The sequence below is a fragment of the Pseudomonas parafulva genome, from assembly GCF_000800255.1.
GTDB lineage: Bacteria > Pseudomonadota > Gammaproteobacteria > Pseudomonadales > Pseudomonadaceae > Aquipseudomonas > Aquipseudomonas boreofloridensis.
Window position 1 is genome coordinate 3238807 of record NZ_CP009747.1, and the last position, 17812, is coordinate 3256618.

The 17812-nt window shown below is 65.6% G+C and carries 18 protein-coding genes; 5 read left to right on the forward strand and 13 right to left on the reverse strand.

The genetic code is table 11. The annotated features are described in order from the left end of the window. Positions 1 to 113: 113 nt before the first annotated feature. The 5 genes from NJ69_RS13995 to NJ69_RS14015 are packed head-to-tail and all read right to left on the reverse strand — an operon-like array spanning position 114 to position 3838. Positions 114 to 1091: a FecR family protein gene (locus NJ69_RS13995; RefSeq protein WP_039580004.1), complete on the reverse strand. Its 978-nt coding sequence runs from the start codon at positions 1089 to 1091 to the stop codon at positions 114 to 116. Next, positions 1088 to 1645, reverse strand: a complete 558-nt coding sequence (locus NJ69_RS14000) for an RNA polymerase sigma factor (protein WP_039580007.1) — start codon at positions 1643 to 1645, stop codon at positions 1088 to 1090. The genes NJ69_RS13995 and NJ69_RS14000 overlap by 4 nt, the downstream gene beginning before the upstream one ends. Then, positions 1642 to 1968, reverse strand: coding sequence for a DUF3325 domain-containing protein (locus tag NJ69_RS14005; protein WP_039580009.1), 327 nt, complete (start codon positions 1966 to 1968; stop codon positions 1642 to 1644). Before NJ69_RS14005 ends, NJ69_RS14000 begins: the two co-directional genes overlap by 4 nt. Then, positions 1968 to 3536, reverse strand: coding sequence for a PepSY-associated TM helix domain-containing protein (locus NJ69_RS14010; protein WP_039580012.1), 1569 nt, complete (start codon positions 3534 to 3536; stop codon positions 1968 to 1970). Before NJ69_RS14010 ends, NJ69_RS14005 begins: the two co-directional genes overlap by 1 nt. Beyond that, the gene (locus NJ69_RS14015; RefSeq protein ID WP_029615013.1) at positions 3533 to 3838 is read right to left on the reverse strand and encodes a DUF3649 domain-containing protein; all 306 of its coding nucleotides are present in this window, start codon (positions 3836 to 3838) and stop codon (positions 3533 to 3535) included. The genes NJ69_RS14010 and NJ69_RS14015 overlap by 4 nt, the downstream gene beginning before the upstream one ends. Positions 3839 to 4096: 258 nt before the next feature. Here NJ69_RS14015 and NJ69_RS14020 point away from each other — a divergent pair, with 258 nt between their 5' ends. Beyond that, entirely contained in the window at positions 4097 to 4441 is a 345-nt protein-coding gene (locus NJ69_RS14020) for an HPF/RaiA family ribosome-associated protein (RefSeq protein ID WP_029615012.1), read from the forward strand. A gap of 159 nt (positions 4442 to 4600) precedes the next feature. Beyond that, the gene (locus tag NJ69_RS14025; RefSeq protein ID WP_039580015.1) at positions 4601 to 4900 is read left to right on the forward strand and encodes a DUF3509 domain-containing protein; all 300 of its coding nucleotides are present in this window, start codon (positions 4601 to 4603) and stop codon (positions 4898 to 4900) included. 3 nt (positions 4901 to 4903) lie between these two features. Here NJ69_RS14025 and NJ69_RS14030 read toward each other — a convergent pair whose 3' ends face one another. After that, on the reverse strand, positions 4904 to 5377 hold the full coding sequence (locus tag NJ69_RS14030) for a phosphate-starvation-inducible protein PsiE (RefSeq protein ID WP_037028783.1): 474 nt from the start codon (positions 5375 to 5377) through the stop codon (positions 4904 to 4906). A gap of 272 nt (positions 5378 to 5649) precedes the next feature. On the opposite strand from NJ69_RS14030, the gene NJ69_RS14035 reads away from it, so the two are divergent. Further along, positions 5650 to 5919: a YebG family protein gene (locus tag NJ69_RS14035; RefSeq protein WP_029615010.1), complete on the forward strand. Its 270-nt coding sequence runs from the start codon at positions 5650 to 5652 to the stop codon at positions 5917 to 5919. Positions 5920 to 5939: 20 nt separating this feature from the next. Here the strand turns inward: NJ69_RS14035 and NJ69_RS14040 are convergent, their stop codons facing one another. Beyond that, on the reverse strand, positions 5940 to 6959 hold the full coding sequence (locus NJ69_RS14040) for a Leu/Phe/Val dehydrogenase (RefSeq protein ID WP_039580017.1): 1020 nt from the start codon (positions 6957 to 6959) through the stop codon (positions 5940 to 5942). A 224-nt stretch (positions 6960 to 7183) separates the two neighbouring features. Between NJ69_RS14040 and NJ69_RS14045 the strand changes: the two genes are divergently transcribed. Beyond that, on the forward strand, positions 7184 to 7990 hold the full coding sequence (locus NJ69_RS14045; protein ID WP_039580019.1) for a SirB1 family protein: 807 nt from the start codon (positions 7184 to 7186) through the stop codon (positions 7988 to 7990). A gap of 1 nt (position 7991) precedes the next feature. Here NJ69_RS14045 and maiA read toward each other — a convergent pair whose 3' ends face one another. From maiA to hmgA, 3 genes are read right to left on the reverse strand one after another with little or no spacing between them, the layout of a single operon-like run. Then, positions 7992 to 8618, reverse strand: coding sequence for a maleylacetoacetate isomerase (maiA, locus tag NJ69_RS14050; RefSeq protein ID WP_039580022.1), 627 nt, complete (start codon positions 8616 to 8618; stop codon positions 7992 to 7994). Between the two features lie 13 nt (positions 8619 to 8631). Further along, positions 8632 to 9924 carry a fumarylacetoacetase gene (gene fahA, locus NJ69_RS14055; RefSeq protein WP_039580024.1) on the reverse strand — a complete coding sequence of 431 codons (1293 nt, stop codon included), beginning with the start codon at positions 9922 to 9924 and terminating at the stop codon, positions 8632 to 8634. Between the two features lie 3 nt (positions 9925 to 9927). Beyond that, positions 9928 to 11229: a homogentisate 1,2-dioxygenase gene (gene hmgA / locus NJ69_RS14060; protein ID WP_039580028.1), complete on the reverse strand. Its 1302-nt coding sequence runs from the start codon at positions 11227 to 11229 to the stop codon at positions 9928 to 9930. Between the two features lie 193 nt (positions 11230 to 11422). Here hmgA and NJ69_RS14065 point away from each other — a divergent pair, with 193 nt between their 5' ends. Further along, positions 11423 to 12202 (forward strand): IclR family transcriptional regulator, encoded by a 780-nt coding sequence (locus tag NJ69_RS14065; protein WP_039580031.1) that lies wholly within the window; start codon positions 11423 to 11425, stop codon positions 12200 to 12202. A 1-nt stretch (position 12203) separates the two neighbouring features. Here NJ69_RS14065 and NJ69_RS14070 read toward each other — a convergent pair whose 3' ends face one another. From NJ69_RS14070 to NJ69_RS14080, 3 genes are all read right to left on the reverse strand, one after another. Next, a complete protein-coding gene (locus NJ69_RS14070) occupies positions 12204 to 15422 on the reverse strand; it encodes a dermonecrotic toxin domain-containing protein (RefSeq protein WP_039580034.1) in 3219 nt (1072 codons plus the stop codon). A 287-nt stretch (positions 15423 to 15709) separates the two neighbouring features. Continuing rightward, on the reverse strand, positions 15710 to 16627 hold the full coding sequence (locus NJ69_RS14075) for an SDR family oxidoreductase (protein WP_039580036.1): 918 nt from the start codon (positions 16625 to 16627) through the stop codon (positions 15710 to 15712). A gap of 117 nt (positions 16628 to 16744) precedes the next feature. Then, the gene (locus NJ69_RS14080; RefSeq protein WP_039580039.1) at positions 16745 to 17650 is read right to left on the reverse strand and encodes an alpha/beta fold hydrolase; all 906 of its coding nucleotides are present in this window, start codon (positions 17648 to 17650) and stop codon (positions 16745 to 16747) included. Positions 17651 to 17812: the final 162 nt, after the last annotated feature.

The window sequence follows — 17812 nt, forward strand, 5'->3', positions numbered from 1 at the left end:
GAAACGGGTTGATTGCGAATGAATCGCACTTTCACTCACTACACGGATGCGAGCCCGTTCCACCTCACCCGCTTTTGAAAATATTTTTCGACGGCGCCCCGGGCCTGCTGCACTCAGCGAATGATCGTCACCCGGCCCAGGAAGGTCTGCGGCGTGAAACCCAGCACCTTGCCCAGCGACGCCAGGGCCTGCAACGGCTCCTGTACCGGGAAACTGCCGCTGACCGGGCGCTGCGCCAACGCGTCGTCGAGCAGCAGCAGGCGTCCTGGGTAATAGCGCTGCAGGTCGTCGACCACCTGCGCCAACGGCACTTGGTAGTAGTTCAGCCAGCCCTGACGCCACGCCAGCCGGCTGTCGCTGTCCACCGTCTGCATTTCTCCGGCGTGACCATCGGCATAACGCAGTTGCTGATTGGCGACCAGTTCGCGCGCTGTCGCGCCCGGCGCCGGCGTCACCGCCACGCGTCCGCTGCGCACGGTGACCTCGGCGCTGTCGCCGCGCTCGCGCACCTCGAACTGCGTGCCCAGCACCCGGACTTCGCCGCCAGCGGCCTGCACCAGGAATGGCGCGCCGGTGTGGGTCACCTCGAAGAACGCCGCACCGCGCAACAGGCGCACACGGCGCTGGCCGGCGGCGAAGTCCAGGGCCACGGCGCTGCCGGCATCCAAGGTCAGGCGCGAACCGTCGCTGAGCGTGACCTGCCGCACCTGCGCCGCGCTGCGGTAATCGGCGCGCAGATCCTGCAGCCAGAACTGCGGCTGCCAGCCGGCCAGGCTGCCCAGCGCCAGCACCAGGCAGGCCGCCGCCGCCAGCGCGGCTCCCCGCCAGCGCCGACGCGTCGATGACGGGCGCATGGCCTGGAGATACTGCTGCAGTTGCGCCTGCTCCTCATCGGCCAGGCGCAGCGCCGGGCCCTCGCTCTGGTGCCACAGAGCCTGGGCCTCGGCGTAGGCGTCACGGTGCGCCGGGTGCGCCAGCAACCAGCGTTTGAACGCCGCGCCGTTGGCGGCGGCTGGCTGCTCGTTGATACGACTCAGCCAGCCCAGGGCCATGCGCGACTGCTCGGCGGTGATCGGCTCGGACGGACTCATCGGCGCTCGCTCCCTGGCCTGCGCGTTGCGGTGGCGGGCTCGGCGACACTCGCCTTGCACGCTTCGAGGGCGCGCATCATATGCTTTTCCACCGCACTCTGGGACAGCTTCATGGCCTTGGCGATCTCGCCGTACTTGCAGCCGTGAATACGGTTGAGCAGGAAAATCTGCCGGGTGCGCTCGGGCAGATCGCGCAGGGCCTGTTCGATTCGGCGCAGGTCGTGATCGACCTCCAGCGCCTGCTCGGGCGCCTGGGCCGACGGCTCTTCATCGTCCAGATAAAGCCCCTCGGCCACCCGCCCGCGACTGCCTTCGCTGCGCAAGTGGTCGATGGCCAGGTTACCCGCGCAGCGCAGCAGGTAGGTGTCCAACGCTTCGACCTTGACCGTAGGTCGGCGCCAGAAGCGCAGGAACAGTTCCTGGACCAGGTCCGAAGCCGTGGCGCGACAGCCCACGCGCCGACTGACCAAGGCCTCCATGCGTCCACGCTGGGCCAGGAACACCTGAACGAAGCGCGCCCGACCACCGGCCTCGTCGAGTTCCGGCTCACTCACGCGGCGAACACCGCCAGCAGCGGCGCCAGCACCAGGCTGGCGCCCGCCAGGCCCAGCAGCACGCGCGGCAGGTAGGGCAGGCCGAACACCCACAGGGTCAGACCGGCCATGAGCAGCGCCGTCCACTCCACCAGCCCCAACGCCAGCCCACGCAGGTGCACGGCCAGCAGCAGCGCCAGCAGCAACAGCGTCGCGCCGCCCACGCGCAAGACCCGCAATTCCACTGCGCGTGGCTTGCGTGCGAGCAACTCGGTGAAGTGCTTGTCCATGGCCAGGCACAGGGCGACCAGCGCCGCGAAGTTGAACAGGGCAACGCTCAGCATCAGTTCGCTTCCAGAGTAGGACTGGCGGCCTTGTCACGGGCCGCCCGCTTGGCCACGGGCTTGGGCGCGCGCAACATCTTCGCTGCCGCCCAGGCCAGGAACAGCCCAGTGCCCAGGGCGGTGAGGTCGAAGCCGGCCATGGCCCAATCGCCCACGGCGATCGAATGGTTCAGGCCCTGGCCGGTGGTGAGGCCGTTGAGCAGCGGCAGCAGGCCGAACGCCGCCGCGCCCAGGGCCAACTGCTCGCCCCAGGCACGCCGGCCGGGGCGCAGCGTGGCATGCACCAGCGACAGTCCCCAAGCCACGAAGAAGGCCCTGATCTCCCACTCGGCGCGGCCTTCCAGCGCCACCGGCACCAGCCGATTGGCCCAGAAGAACGCGGCCACGCCGAGCAGCAGCCCGGCCATGCTGGCGATGTTGAGCACCTCGACCAGGCGCAGTTCGGGCGGCTGACGCTCGCGCTTGGCGTGTTTGAGCTGGCGCTTGCCCAGCCACATCACCAAGCCCGTGCCGATCACCGCCGTGCCGGCGACGCCGAACACGAAATACAGCCAGCGCAGCCAGGGGCCAGCGAAATTACCCATGTGCAGGCCGACGAAGGTGAAGGAGGTCATCATCGCCGCGCTTTCCGCCGCGCCCTGCGACAGCAGCGCGCCGTCGGCGCCGTTGAAGGTCCAGTTGGCGCTGCGCCTGTAGGCGACGCTGTCGGCCGAGGCGCGGCTGAGGGTGACCCGCGCGCTGGCATCGCCCGGATTCTCCACACGAATCAGATTGATCTGTGCGCCCGGCGCTTGCTCCAGCACCTTGTGATACAGGGTCGAGAGCGGCACCTGCGGGGCAACGCCGACGCGTTCGATGCTTTCGTCGCGCCCGAACAAGTCGTTGAAGTAACCGTTGGTGTCGCCATAACTGGCGAGAATCCCGGCAGGCATCACCATGTACATGAAGATCACCAGGCTGCTGTAGCTGATCATCAGGTGAAACGGCAGCACCAGCACGCCGATGGCGTTGTGGCCGTCCAACCACGAGCGCTGGCCCTTGCCGGGTCGGAAGGTGAAGAATTCCTTGAAGATTTTCTTGTGGGTGATGATGCCGGTCACCAGCCCCAGCAGCATGATGAAGGCGCAGAATGTCGACAACCAGCGGCCCCAGGGGTGTGGCATCTCCAACTGGAAATGGAAGCGATAGAAGAATTCGCCTCCCCGACTGTCGCGACCTTCGACCGGCTGGCCGCTGGCAGCATCCAGTTCCTGGCCGTTGAAGCCGCGTCGCCCCGAATGCTCGGGCTCACGATAGCCAACGCTCAAGGCCGCCTCGCGCTCGCTGGGCAGGCGAATGAACCAGGTGCTGGACTGGGCGGCATGGTCTTGCAGGTAGCGCTGGGCCAGATCGAGGCTCGCGGCCCGGTTCAACGGATGGCTCTGGATCTCGGGCTTGGTCCAGTGGGTGATCTCTTCCTTGAAGTACGACAGCGTGCCGGTGAGGAAGATGGCGAACAGCAGCCAGCCGAATATCAACCCGGTCCAGGTGTGCAACCAGGCCATGGCCTGACGGAAGCCTTCCTTCATGGCTGCTTCACCCACCAGGCCAAGACACCGACCGCGCCCAACGCCAACGCCGGCAGCAGCACGCCCAGCCAGGCGCGCAGCGCGCTACGGCAAGCGAAGCACCAGAGGAAGGCGAGCACGTAGAACACGAACGACAGCATCATCCCGGTCAGCGCCGCATCGACCTGGGCGCCGGGCATCAGCAGGCTGGTGCAGACACTCACCGCCGAAGCCAGCAGATAACCGCCGAACAAGGCGGCGAGGCTGCGCGAGGTGACGGCCAGGCGATAGCGCAAAGGCAGGCCGGCGGCTTGGCTTTTCATGGTGCGGCGGTCCGAAGCGAAGATGAAGACGTGCAATAGTAATGATTTCAATTCTCATAAGCAAAGCTTCGAGACGGTCCGCCTCCAGAGACTCGCCCGTCGCAGCGCGGGCGCGAATGCAACAGAACATTTATTTTCAGCCAGGGGTTGAAATCCCTTGGCGCTTGCCTGACTTTAGAGTCAAGAGGCGAAGCATTTCCAGGGGCCTCAAGGGCCTGAGCACGCCTCCACGCGAGCAAGCTGAATAAGGATTGAATCATGCAAATCCAGGTCAACAGCAGCAACCATATCGACAGCAGCAGCCGTCTGAACGAATGGGTCCGCAGCACGCTGGAAAGTACGCTGCAGCGCTACGAGGATGACCTCACCCGCATCGAGGTCCACTTGCGTGACGAGAACGGCGACAAGGCCGGTCCGCAAGACAAACGCTGCCAAATGGAGGCGCGGCCAAAAGGCCATCAACCGATTTCCGTCAGCCACACCGCCGATTCGCTGGACCATGCGATCGAAGGCGCGGCGAACAAGCTGAACAATGCCCTGGAACATCTGTTCGGCAAGCTGCGCAGCAAGCGCAGCGTGTTGCAGCCCGTCGAAGAAGAATGACGGTTCACTGAAAACGCCCGGTGCACTGCACCGGGCGTTTTCGTGTGCGGCTTTCAGAGCATGCAGGGAGCCCTGACGCGGGTCACCTCAGCGACGACGCTGAACCATCTGCCCTGTCCTTCGGTCAATGCTTGCACACCTTTGCGAAGATGCAGGCCCATGACCAATCCCTTCGACCTGATCAGCGACGCCTTTGCCCCGCACTACCGGGTCAACCTCAGTATCGAACGCCTGGACGGCAGCATCATGCTGACCCTGTCCAAGGACACCGGCGTGGTCGCCAAACGCCTGATCAGCGCCGCGCAGCGCAACGACCCGGTGCGCCTGCGCCGTGTGGTCGACAGCATCCGCCTGGGACTGGCCATCGAGCAGGGCGAAGACGCGCTGGAACTGCTGGCCGCCATGACCGACCGCGGTGCCCATGAGCGGGTACTGCAGATGGCGGGCATCGCGCGCTAAGCGTCAGACCTTGCCGTCGTCCATGTCCTTGCCGCTGGCGTCGATCACCCGGGTCGACGGATAGCGGTACGAGGCGTAGCGCACCACCAGGATCGCGAACGCCAGCAGCAGAATCCCTCCGCAGACGTACAGCAGCCCCACGTCCGGCGCCTTGTGGTGCGACACATCGCCGATCAGCAGGCGGGTGAGCGCGGTAATCGCCACGTAGAGCAGGAAGCGGATGGGCATGTGGTTGGTCTTGAAATAGATCCCCACCATCGCCCCGAGCTCCAGGTAGATGAACAACAGCAGGATGTCATCGACGCTGATGCCGCCCTTGGACAGCATGTCGATGAAAGTCAGCACCGCAGCGTAGGCGGTGATCGCCCCGATGCCGAACAACGCCAGGTAGTGGAAGGACTCGACGCACAGGTTGCCCAGTGAGTCGGCGGAGCCGTGCAGGCCCTTGCGCAGCTTTTCAGCCCATTTGATGTTCACGATCGTTCGATTCCCCATGACGACAGGCAGCATGATGCGTCAGCCTTGTGACGCTTGTGGCATGCAGTTAAAGGGCCAGGCCCCGTGCTTGGAAGGCGGCCAAGTGCCGCACGACACCTGTGGTCATCAGTTGGCGACACTGCGGCCGCTAAAATCAAATGGCCACTCGCCAGGTCGATGGCGATAGACTAGGCTCGACACTGTATAAAAATACAGTTATCGTGCACCCCACATTTTCTAACCCACATACGCAAAAGGCACAGAGGTGATGAATGGCCGTCGAAGTGGTGTACCGCAGCAGCCGCGACCCGGAGCGTTTGTTCATGGATAAAGCCGAAGCCGATCGCCATGACAAGATGCTCGAATTGGCCGAGCGCCTGGCCGAAGTCCTGCAAAAAGCCGTGCCGTCGCTGAACGAGCAGCAGGTGGAGGAAGCGGGTATCTACATGGCCAAGAACCGCGACGTGTTCGCCCGCGCGTTCAAGAGCCAGCCCGACGCATTGGCCGAGTTGCTCGAAGACACGCCTGCCGAAGCCGAATAGGCCGTAACGCTACCGGCGCCTCAGCCGTACAACAGCCGCTCGGCAAGCCAGTGCGCCACGCGCGCAGGCGAGCGTTTTTCGGCTTGGGCGTGGGCGAACACTTCGGTCAGCCGCTCGGGAATGCGGGCCAGATGCGCGGTGATGGTGCGTGGGTCGGCGCCACGGTGGGTCAGGGCCACGTGAATCAGGCCACCGGCGTTGATCACATACTCTGGCGCATAGAGAATCCCGCGCGTCTCCAGTCGGTCGGCCACCTGCAAGTCGGCCAGTTGCTGGTTGGCGGCACCGGCCACCGCTGCGCAGCGCAAGGTCATCACATTCTGTGCATTGAGCACCGGCCCGACACCGCAGGGTGCGAACAGGTCGCAGGGCGTGCTGATCAGCGCGTCGTGCGCCACGGGATGCGCATCGAGCTGCTCCACCGCCAGCCTCACCCGCCCGGGGTCCAGGTCGCTGACCAGCAGTTCGGCGCCGGCCGCATGCAGTTGCTCGGCCAGTGCATAGCCCACGTTGCCCAGGCCCTGCACGGCCACCCGCAGCCCTTCGAAGTTGTCGCTGCCCAGGCGCGCCATGGCCGTGGCGCGAATCCCCGCGAACACCCCCAACGCTGCGTGCGGCGAAGGATCGCCGCAGGCTGTCGTGCTGCTGACATGGGGCGTGGCTCGGGCGATGCAGTCCATGTCCTGAACGGACGTGCCGCTGTCCACCGCCGTAATGAAACGCCCTTGCAGGGTGTCGACGAAGCGCCCGAATGCCTCGAACAACGCCGCCCGATTCTCGACATAGACATTGCGCAGGATCACCGCCTTGCCCCCGCCGAACGGCAAACCGGCCAACGCCGCCTTGTAGCTCATCACCTGCGCCAGTTGCACCGCCTCGCTCAGTGCACGCTGCTCATCGGCGTAGGGCAGGTAGCGACAGCCGCCCAATGCCGGTCCCAGGTGCTGGCTGTGGATGGCCACCACGGCCTTGAGGCCCGTGTCCGGATCGGTCCACAGGTGCAGGGACTGGGTGCGGGTGCTTTGCATGAGCGCGAACATCGACGGGCTCCCCTTCGCGGTGCTCATCCAGTATAGGCAGTTCGCCATCGCCCGGACGTCGGCCAGACCACTGGACGAACGCGCCTACCGAGGCTACACCTCAAGTGTCCTGTCTCGAACATGTGCTGCTCAGGTTTGCCAGTGACCGCTTCCCCCCAAGCCACTCGGCCCAACTGAAACCGCGGATTTTCGAGACAGGGCATTTGTGTGTGCGGAGAAGTCCCATGAACCCACGTCACGCCTGCCTGGCCTGCCTCGACCGCTCACCGGTCGCCCTGCTGGAAGCCACCTTGTGGATCGCCGCGGAGCACCACCGCGACGTGGATGTGCCTGCCTGCATCAGCCAATTCAACGGCCTGTATCAGGACATCAATGCCCGCCTGCCGATACTGCCAGTGGTCGAGCTGGCTCAGCCGCTGTTGCGCCAACTCAGTGCCCTGGGTTTCCAGCAGGACGAGTTCCATCCGCTGCGGCCCCAGGCTGCGCTGATGGACAACGTGCTGCAGCGCCGACGCGGCCAGCCGTTGCTGCTGGCGATTCTTACGCTGGAGCTGGCACGACGCTTGTCGATTCCGCTGGAAGGGGTGAACTTCCCCGGCCACTTCCTGCTGCGGGTGCCGGGGGCGGATCATCTGCTCGACCCCTGCGGTGGCCGACGCCTGTACCCCAACGACTGCCGCGAACTGCTGGCCCGCCAGTACGGTCCGCAGACGACCCTGAGCGCCGAGCACCTGCGCGGCGCCACGCCAGCGCTGATGTTGCAGCGCCTGTCACGCAACCTGCGCCAGTTGCACATCAGCAACGACAAGCCCCTGGCCGCGCTGATCGATGCCGAGCGGGTGATGCAGTTGGGGCCGGTACAGGTCACCGACTACCTGACCCGCGCCGCGCTTTACCAGCAACTGGATTGTCCCCAGGCCGAGCGCTTCGACCTGGAGCACGCGCTGCTGTTGACCGATGATCCGATGCAGCGCCTGAAACTCAGCGATCGCCTCGGACAACTGCCCACGGCCACGCGCTCGATCCACTGATTCAAGGGGTATCGGCTTGATTCGCCGGATGCGCGGCGATGAATGCCGGATGCTGCCCAGCCAGGGCAGCGACACGACGAATGCGCGCAAACGGCGCCAAGTCGACCTCGAATCGCTCAGCCGCGTACACCTGCGGCAGCAGGTACACATCCGCCAGCCCCGGCGCCGTGCCGAAGCAAAAGCCCTCATCGCCGATCAGCCGTTCCACCGCCGCCAACCCTTGGCTGATCCAGTGGCTGATCCACTGCTTGACCTGCACCTCGTCGTGGCCGAGCTGACGCAGGTGGTTGAGCACGCTGACGTTGTGCAGCGGATGCACGTCGCAGCCGATGAGCGCGGCCACCGCGCGTACCCTGGCGCGTGCCTCGGCGCCCTGGGGCAATAGCGCAGGGTCGGCAAAGCACTCTTCCAGGTACTCGATGATCGCCGACGACTGCACCAGCAGCGCGCCGCTGTCGCAGCGCAGCGCCGGCACCCGGCCCTGCGGGTTGAGTGCCAGGTAGTCGGCGCCGCGCTGCTCGCCTTGCAGCAGATTGACCGGCAGCGCCTGATAGCCAAGGCCTTTGAGCGCCAGGGCGATGCGCACCCGATACGACGATGTGGAGCGGTAGTAGGTGAACAGTTGCATCGCCCTGCCCTCCTCAGTTGGCCGCGACGATCCTGCCGCGACACTCCCCGAAGCCGATGCTGGCAGCGCCTTCACGGCTGCAACGGGCACGCAGGATGATCTCGTCGCCGTCCTCGAGGAATGTGCGCACCTCGCCGCTGGCCAGTTGCACCGGCTGCTTGCCGCCCTCGGTGATCTCCAGCAGGCTGCCGAACGAGCCGGGCTCGGCGCCCGACAAGGTGCCGGAACCGAACAGGTCGCCCGGCTGCAACTGACAGCCATTGACACTATGGTGAGTGACCATCTGCGCCACGGTGAAGTACATGCTGCGGCTGTTGCTCAAGGTCAGGCGATGGGCCGGCAGGCCTTCGTCGCGCATGCGCTCGGTGAGCAACAGCACTTCCAGCTCGATGTCCAGGGCACCTTGGGCCTGGTCGCGTTCGTCGTACAGGTACGGCAGCGGCTGCGGATCACCTTCCGGACGCGGTGCCTGGGCGCTGCGGAACGGCGCCAGGGCCTCGGCCGTCACCACCCAGGGCGACAGCGTGGTGATGAAACTCTTGGACAGGAACGGACCGAGCGGCTGGTACTCCCAGGCCTGGATGTCGCGCGCCGACCAGTCGTTGAGCAGGCAGTAGCCCGCCACGTGCTCGGCGGCATCGCCAATGGCGATGGCCTGGCCCATCTCGTTGCCCTGGCCGATCCAGATGCCCAATTCCAGCTCATAGTCCAGCCGTGCACAGGGACCGAAGGCCGGTTCGCTGTGCCCGGCCGGCAAGGTCTGACCCTTGGGACGGCGCACTGGGGTACCGGACGGGCGCAGGGTGGACGCACGGCCATGGTAGGCAATCGGCACATGCTTGTAGTTGGGCAGCAGCGGGTTGTCTGGGCGGAACAGCTTGCCGACGTTGCGGGCATGCTCGATGCCCACGTAGAAATCGGTGTAGTCACCCACCTTGGCCGGCAGGTGCATCTGGCACGCGTGCACCGCATGCAGCGCGCTGGTAAGCGCCTGCTGATGCGCACTGTGTTCGCCCAGCAATGCCTGCAAACGCTCGCGCAAGGCCACGCGCGGCCCTCGACCAAGGGCGAAGAAGGCATTCAGCGCACCGCCTCGGGTGGCCTCGACGGCCACCTTGGCCTCCCCCTCCAGAAGGCCCAGGGCCAGCACCGCCTCCAGATCGAGAATTGCATCACCGATGGCCACGCCGCAGCGTGGCGTCTGGCCCGCTGGGCTGAAAATGCCCAACGGCAGGTTCTGCAGGGGGAAATCGCGATGCCCGTTGGCGTGTTCGACCCAACTACGGGCCATGGCGGTTTGGTTCATCGGTCATCTCCGGTTCGGGTGGAAGGTGCTCGGCAGGCTTGCCCAGCAGCGGTCGTAGTCGGTTTGCAGCTGCGCGCTGTCGAGAGCCTGCTGGCTGGGTCGCAGCACCTGGCTGGTCTCGAACATGAAGGCCATGGTCTGTTCGATCTTGTGCGGCGCCAGTTGGGCAGCGATGGCCTTGTCACAGGTTTCGGCATCCGGACCGTGGGCGCTCATCACCCCGTGCAACGAAGCCCCGCCGGGCAGGAAGCCTTCGGCCTTGGCGTCGTAGGCGCCGTCGATCAGGCCCATGAACTCGTTCATCAGGTTGCGGTGGAACCACGGCGGGCGGAAGGTGTTCTCGGCCACCATCCAGCGCGGCGGGAAAATCACGAAGTCCAGGTTGGCCAGGCCCTGCACGCTGCTAGGCGAGGTCAGCACGGTGAAGATCGACGGGTCCGGATGGTCGAAGCTAACGGTGCCCAGGGTGTTGAAACGCCTCAGGTCATACAGATACGGCACGTTGCTGCCGTGCCAGGCGACCACGTCCAGCGGCGAGTGCTGCAACTCGCACGCCCAGTGCTCGCCGAGGAATTTCTGCACCAGTTGCACCGGCGCCTGGCGGTCTTCGTAATGCGCCACCGGCGTGAGGAAATCACGCGGGTTGGCCAGACCGTTACTGCCGATCGGCCCCAGGTCGGGCAGGCGCAGCGGCGCGCCGTGGTTTTCGGCGATGTAGCCGCGGGCCTGGCCGTCGAGCAGTTCGACACGAAACTTCATGCCGCGCGGGATCACCGCGATCTGCTGCGGTTCGACCTGCAACACGCCCAGCTCGGTGGCGATGCGCAGTCGGCCCTGTTGCGGCACCAGCAGCAACTCGCCGTCGGCGTCGAAGAACACCCGGTCCATGCAGCGGTTGGCCGTATACAGGTAGATGCTCACGCCAGCTGGGCTGCTGGCCTCGGCATTGGCCACCACGGGTCGCCAGCCTTCGATGAAGTCGGTGGGCGCGTCGGGAATCGGCTGAGGATTCCAGCGCAGGCGATTGGGGTTGCCAGGTGCGAGCGGGCCAGCCAGGGGTTGGCGCTCAAGGCGCTCGAAGCGTGGGTGCAGCGCCGAAGGTCGGATGCGATACAGCCAGGTGCGACGCAGTTCGCTGCGCGGCATGGTGAACGCGGTGCCGGACAGGAGTTCGGCGTACAGGCCGTAGGGCGCTTTCTGCGGCGAGTTCTGTCCGACCGGCAGGGCACCGGTCAGCGCTTCACTGGCGAACTCGTTGCCGAAGCCGCTCAGGTAGGTGAGATCGGCAGAGGTGTCGCGGGTCATCAGGGCCTCCGGGCTCGGGGAGCCGTCGCTGGCGGGCGGTGTCGCTTCGGCTCGGCACAGCCCGAGCACTGTTGGCGCAACCCACGCCCTGGAAAATTATTTTTATCGTAATCCAATTACGAATAACGTAATTTGCCGCTACGCCCGCGTCAAGCTATAAAGGCGCCACGACGACTCCCGGACTCGCCCGACAATGGCCAAAGACACGCCCGCTCCCGACAACCCCAAGCAGAAAGTGCGTTCGGCCGAAGTCGGCACCGACATCCTCAAGGCCCTGGCCGAGCTGTCGCCCTCCACTGCGCTGTCGCGCCTGGCCGAGCATGTGCAGATGCCGGCGAGCAAGGTCCACCGGTACCTCCAGGCGCTGATCGCCAGCGGCTTCGCCGAACAGGACCCGGTCACCAACCACTACGGCCTGGGCCGCGAAGCCCTGCGCGTGGGGCTGGCGGCGCTGGGCAGCATCGACGTGCTCAAGGTGGCCGCGCGGCCCTTGTCCGACCTGCGCGATGCACTGAACGAAAGCTGCTTCATCGCCGTGTGGGGCAACCAGGGCGCGACGGTCGTCAACATCGAGCCGGCGGTACGTGCGGTCACCGTGGTCACCCAGATCGGCTCGGTGCTGCCGCTGCTCAGTTCGTCCACCGGCCTGGTGTTCGCCGCGCACTTGCCGGAACGCGAGACCGTCGAGTTGCGCGACCGGGAATTGGCCGTACTGGGGCAACGCGCCGAAGACTACGTCGAGCCGTTGGCGCAGATCCGTGAACGAGGCCTGCACCACGTCCACGGTTTGCTGATGCCGGGGGTCGATGCCCTGTCGGCCCCGGTGTTCAACGCCCTCGGCCAGATCGCCGCGGTGATGACCGTGGTCGGCCCGGCGTCGATGTTCCATGCCGATGCCGCAGGGCCAGCCGCGGTGCAATTGCTCCAGGCTACTCAGGCAGTGAGTCGGCGCATGGGCTTCGAGTCTCGCTGACTCAAGTGTTCCAGGTCTTGAGCTCCACCAGCTTGAGCAATTCGTCGTCGAAACCGTCGTACAGGGCGGGCAGCACTTCCGCGGCAGCATCCGCGCCGAAGTCGTCCGCCAATTGCACGATCCATTTGCCGTACGGCACCTTTTGCAACACGATGCCCTGCGCCTGCGGTTGCTGGCCCAACAGGCCGCGCAAGGACTGCGACACGCGGCCGAGCACCCGCCCCAAAGCGCCGCTGGAAGCGAACAGCCCCAGCGCGCCCACGCCCAGTTGGGTGTAGAACGCGGCACGGTCGCCATCTTTCCAGGCTTGCCCCGCACTGAAGAACGATCTCACCGCGCACCCGATGCCCACCAGCATGTTCGCTGGCGGAATAGGGATGGTCAGCAGCCCCGCCGCGACGATCACCCACTCGACCACCAGCGACGAGACCCGCTCCGCCACGCTGGTGCTATGGCGATCGGCATCGGCGATCAGACGCCGCACTCGGGGCGCCAGATCGTCGGCCAGGTCGCGCAACGGCTCATCCCGGTAAGCCTGAATGGCGCGCATCACCACCTCGTGGCCCCCATCACCGTCGCGCATGAACCGTTGATGCAGGCTGCCGATCCTGGGCTGATTGCGCCAGGAGGCACGGGCGTAGAAATAATCGCCCAGCCGATCTTCGCGCCAGCGTTGGGCCAAGTGCGTTCGGGAACGATAGGCCGGACCCTGGGCGACGTCTGGCAGGTAGAGCGCTTCCCCGGCCTCGGGTTTGGAGGCGCGGTACAACCGGTAGGCGCCTTCGATCCGACAGCCGTCCAGCCTCAAGTCGACCACCGCGAAGTCGTCGGCGATCTGCGGCGTGGCCAGACTCTCGACGCCCTCGAGCAGCCAACCGGCGACCTGTTCCGGGATCTGCCCCTGCATCCGTTGACACAGCAGGTCGCGGCGCATCTTCAGCGACACCAGCAACCGGTGCAACTCACGCTGGCGCGTGTAGTCCGGCGCCGCAGGGTCGAGGTAGCGATCTTTGAGCAACTCGATGTAGCGCTCACCGAGCCTGGCGCTGCGAACATAACTGGCCAACACGACACGATCCAGATGCGAAACATCCTGGCCGAGCCGGGTGGTGGAATCGATCCGTGCAAACTGAGCGAAGTTGTAACTGGTGTCATGGCCTTTTATGACCAGTTCGGTGAGGCTCAGGCTGCGATCCTCGTCCAAATGCACGGTCACCTGGTCCGGATCGATGTGCCCTGCCCGATTGCCGGGCAAGCTATTGACGTACTGGCTCACCTCGTGCCGAGCATAGTCCTGAAAACTGACCATGGGCGTCGCGAGGCGGTATACCGCCAACACCTGTTCCAGCTCTTGATCGGTATCGCCGAGCGCTCGGCGCAGCTCGACGCTCGCCTCGAGGTACCACGGTGGCGTTGACGCCAGCAGATCCTCGGGCATGGCCTGGCAGCGTCGCGCGCGCACGGCGTGCAGCACCTGCGACCATGCCTGTGAATCGATCCAATGCACGTCGACGGTCTGCGGCGTCCACAGCGTCGGCTTGCGAACGACCTCGGCAAGCTGGCGCGACAGCGCCTCGCGGTCAGCCAGCGCCGATTGCTCCACCAGGTACTCCACCCCCGATGCCTGGGCCGTCCAGCCTCCCACGGCCAAGGACAGCGCGGTGAACGATGGGTAGACGAGAAAATCGCCATCGGGCGAACCCGGCGCGTAGAGCAGATGCGTGCTGCCATCGGTCAGGTACAGCAGGTGCTTGAGTGGGGACGTCGCCTGATCGATGCGCAACAGCCCGGCCTTGATGCCCCGCTGCGCCATCTGGTCGGCGGCGGCGGCCTCGATCAGGTCGCAGGCAGAGGCAGCCGCGCCTTGGAATCGCGCCGCGCAACTGGCCAGCGCCAGGCGTGCAGCAATGGCGGCTTGCACGTCGAGCTGGGTCTGTTCGTGCTGATACAACTGCTTGAGCGCCTCGATGTAACGCACGCGCAAATCGAGGGTGTCGATCATGCGCTGTATGCTGGCGGCGTCCAATGCCGGTGCCAACAGGGGATCGAGCACCTTGACCGCCAGACGCCCGCCCCGGTAGCCACCGCGCAACGCCCAGCGCAGCAGCGTCGTGCGGCCACTGTCGGCGACCGGGTCGGTCGTGGCGAACCGGCGTTCGATTTCGAGCTGAACCGTCGAGGGGTCCAGAGTCAGCTCCAGGTTCTTCTGCAGGTAATCGGACACGGCCTGCTGCGCGTAGGCATCGACACTGGCCAGCGTCCCCAGATGCGCGACGCACTGCTGCTCGGCCTGCAGCATCTGCTGTTCGAGCTGGACATAGCGCTCCAGGTCATCGCCGCGCAGGTTGCGCCGCCATTGCGGCAGCAGGCTGTGGCGATAGGCGGCCATCTGTGCGGCGGCATACTGCTGCGCCTGGGCGACGAACGCATCCAGGCGCGCGGCGGCATCCCACTGGGCGACAGTCTGGACGGTGTCGGCCTGCCGTTGCAACGCCCTGCTCGACAGCATCGCTTGCACCTGACCCAGATCCTCCACCACCGTCTTGTACAGCGACCGCTCCAGCGGTTCGAATTCCAGGTCGCAATCCTGTGCGTCAAGCAGGTGTTGCCGATTGGCCTCGCTCAGCAGTTCGAACCAAACGCCGCCCTCCAACAACGCGGCCCGCAGGTGCCGGGCCACGCGCTTGGGCTGAGCGTCGAACCACACGCCGGTGGCCACGCAGTGCACCAGCAGATCGGTCGGCGCCACGTCGTCCTCCGGGTCATGGATACCGGCGTAGGTTCCTGGGAGTGCAATGCGCTGCTGGCCCACCACCAACCACACCCGTTGCAGTTCGCAGGCCTCCCCCCGCGTCAACAGCAACGCCTCGATAGCCTCCCTTTCGCTCTGGCGGGTGTGCACGAAGGCCAACTCTTCGAGATCGACCAGGCGCAACAGCAGCGACGCCAATGAGGCCGTGTTCAGCTTGATCACCGAGTGGGTTGCCCACCACTGCGCCAGCGCGGCGCTGCGACCTGACCGCGCCGCGTCCAGGCCCTCGACTTCGTCAAGCGCGGGAGCAATCGTGTGCAAATGAGGGGCGGTGCGCAAACAGCGCTGCACCTGCGAGCAGCACCTGGCCAGCTCCAGCAGCAGGTCCTCACGCGGCGTCTGCGTATCGACCGCCGCCTGACCATCAGGCCCTTGGGGAAAAAGCTCGAAACCGAGTGAATCAATCATCGCCGACGCTCCGCTGTGGAAAGTCGCGATGGTGAGCACCGCGCCGCCAGGAGTCAGTCGGGAAGCGCTGCCGACTTTTACCCCAGAGGTAAAGGTGAATGTCGCAAGACGCTATTTTTCCCGATGGATCAGAGGCTTATCCTGCGCATCGTTGGGTCGCGCGAACGGCACCATCCCCCTCCGTCGTTCGCCTGTCCCAGGTTCACCGACGTTGATTTTGAAGCTCCTTGATCTGACGTCTCGATTGGCCGCTGCCCGTGCAGCGGCTTTTTTTCGTCTTCGCGGCGCTACTGATCGGCGGGATAGCGCTCAAGATTGGCCATCATCTGCTGCAACGCCTGCAAGCTGTCTTCAGGGTGCACGGCGCCGTCGAAATCGCCGATCTGCGCCCAATGCTCGGCCACCTGCTCCGGGGTAAAGCCAGCGTTCGGGTCGAAACCCACCCCCAGGCTACGCTCCCAGCGCACCTTGCCCACCCATCCACCGCCCACTTCGTACAACTGGCCGCTGTCCTGGCACTGTTCGCTGCCCAAATACACCACCAGCGGGCTGACCAGCTCGGGCCGCAGCCGCTCGAACACCTGCGGCGCAATCAGACCCTCGGTCATGCGCGTCCCCCCAGTAGGGGCGATGGCATTGACCAGAATGCCGTGCTTGCGGCCTTCCAGGGCCAGGGTGCGGGTCAGGCCGTACAGGCCGAGCTTGGCCATGGCGTAATTGGCCTGACCGAAGTTGCCGTAGATGCCAGAGGTAGACGCGGTGAAGATCACCCGACCCCAGTTCTGCCCGCGCAGGTGCGGCCAGGCGGCATGGGTCACTCGATAGGCACCTTCGACATGGACGCGGTATACCGGGTCCCAGTCGGCCGCGTCCATCTTGTGGAAGGTCTTGTCGCGCAGGATGCCGGCGTTGTTCACCAGCACGTCGAGGCGCCCGAAGCTGTCCAGGGCCTGCTCGACGATGCGCGCGCCGTCGGTCACCGAGTCGTGGTTGGCCACCGCCTGACCGCCCGCAGCGCGAATGTCCTCGACCACACGGTCGGCTGCCGAGGCGCTGGCGCCTTCGCCGTGGGTGGAGCCGCCCAGGTCGTTGACCACCACCCGTGCCCCGCGCGCAGCGAACAGCCGCGCGTGGGCCCGGCCCAGGCCGCCGCCGGCCCCCGTGACGATGACCACACGGTCTTGCAGGCTGATCGGCTCGCTCATGCTCATGGCTCCAGGCAGGACAGGAAAGCCTGGAGTGTCGGTCAGCACCGGGCGACGGACAATCAAGCGCACTCGCCCTGAATGACCGTCGATAACACCCAGCGATGATCGCCGCGCTCAGGACCAGGCCACCCGCTGCGGCAGCCACTTCAACGGCTGCTCGCGAAACGCCAGGTAATGACGCAGCACCTGCGCCGGCGCCTCGGTATGCGGGAAGTGGCCGATGCCCGGCAGCAACACGGCGTCGGCCTCGGGCAGCAATTGCCGGTAGCGCTCCACCACGCGCGCGCCGTGCAACGGATCGACCGCGCCCTGGATCAGCCGCAGCGGCACACCTGGCGCTTGCAACGCGTCCACCCAGCGCTGCCGGTATCGATGACGCTCCGGCACCCAAGCCATCAGCTTGTGCAGAATGCGTGTGCCACGGTTGGACAGCAGCAGGCTCCAGCAGTCGTCCAGCGCACTTTCGCTGGGGTGCGTGCACGGTCCGTACAACTGGCTGACCGTGTCGACCAGGTCGTCACGCCCGAACGAGCGCGCCACGAGCCAGCCCAGCGGACTGAGCAGCAGTTTGTGGATCAGCGGCGAAGGACACAGTTCAGGGAACAACGGGCTGTTGAGCAAGGCGCAACTGGCGATGTTCGCCCGGCCTTCGTGGTGACGCGCCAGCAGTTCCTGGGCGACGCTGCCGCCATAGTCGTGGGCCAGCAGGTGCACCGGCTGGACGATGCGCAGGTGCTCGAGCAGTGCCTGTTGCAGGTCGGCCTGCTCGATCAGGCTGTAGCGGTGATCGAGCGGCTTGGCCGAATCGCCGAAGCCCAGCATGTCGCACGCCACCACGCGAAAGCGCTGCGCCAAGGGTGCCCACAGGTAGTGCCAGTCCCAACTGGCGGTAGGAAATCCGTGCAGCAGCAGCAAGGGCGCGCCCTGCCCTGCTGTCCAATAACGAATGCTCTGGCCCCGAAAGATGAAACTGCGCCCACGGGTACGCCAGACGCACAATGGAATCTCGGCCAAAGGCATCGGAATAGTCCCGCTGGTCAGGTAATGACGGTGTCGATGAAGATGTACGACAAGGCTGCGTTCATTGCATTGCACCTCGGCACTTGCATGTGCTCTCTGTGTCGAGGCCCAGTCTAGTCAGGCCCTCACGCGGCGAAACTTGCCTTGGCAGCCAGCTTGATG